This window comes from Streptomyces sp. NPDC057474, from assembly GCF_042802555.1.
In the GTDB taxonomy this organism is placed as follows: domain Bacteria; phylum Actinomycetota; class Actinomycetes; order Streptomycetales; family Streptomycetaceae; genus Streptomyces.
Map to the genome: position 1 here is coordinate 1 of NZ_JBHVDX010000514.1, position 1,029 is coordinate 1,029.

The window sequence follows — 1,029 nt, forward strand, 5'->3', positions numbered from 1 at the left end:
GACCAGCGATGTTCCGGAGGGTCGGCGTCGGCAGTGGCGCGCTGATCGTGCGTTGCGGCCGGCGATGCGTTCGCCGGGGCGGCCTGATCCGTCTCGAGTCGTGCAGCGCCAGTTCTGGCGGCTGATCGCCACAGGGGTCACGACGGTGGAGGCGTCGTTGGCGGTCGGCGTGTCGTGGCCGGTGGGTGCGAGGTGGTTTCGTCACGCTGGCGGCATGCCTCCGATCTCGTTGGCCGAGCCCACGGGCCGGTACCTCGCGTTCGAGGAGCGCGAGGAGATCGCGATCCTCAGGGCGATGAACAAGGGCGTGCGCGAGATCGCCCGCGCCCTGGGGCGTGACCCCGGAACGATCTCTCGCGAACTGCGCCGCAACGCCGCCACGCGCAGCGGCAAGCAGGAGTACCGCGCGACGGTCGCCCAGTGGAAAGCACAGCAGGCCGCCAAGCGCCCGAAGACCGCGAAGCTCACAGGCAACGACAGGTTGCGTGAGTACGTACAGGACCGGCTCGCCGGCAGCGTCCGCCGCCCCGACAACACGATCGTCCCCGGACCCAGGACGCCCGCATGGAAAGGGCTGAACAAGCCGCACCGGCAGGACAGACGATGGGCGACGGCATGGAGCCCGGAGCAGATCTCGCACCGTCTCCATGCCGACTTCCCCGATGATGAGTCCATGCGCATCAGCCACGAAGCGATCTACCAGGCGCTGTTCATCGAGGGCCGTGGCGCGCTCAAGCGGGAACTGGTCACGTGCCTGCGCACCGGCCGGGCGCTGCGGACTCCCCGTGCACGGTCACAGAACAAGCCGCAGGGGCATGTCACCGCGGACGTCGTCCTCAGCGAACGCCCCGCCGAGGCCGCAGACCGCGCGGTCCCCGGACACTGGGAAGGCGATTTGATCATCGGGACGGGTCGCTCCGCGATCGGCACGCTGGTCGAGCGCAGCAGCCGCTCCACGCTCCTGGTGCACCTGCCCCGGCTCGAGGGCTGGGGTGAGAATCCGCCCGTGAAGAACGGCACCTCACTCGG

At 69.7% G+C, this 1,029-nt stretch carries 1 protein-coding gene; it reads left to right on the top strand.

What is annotated here, in order from left to right; translation table 11 throughout:
- On the top strand, positions 1 to 1,029 hold a 1,029-nt coding region (locus ACFU53_RS48155), incomplete at both ends, for an IS30 family transposase (protein WP_384007066.1).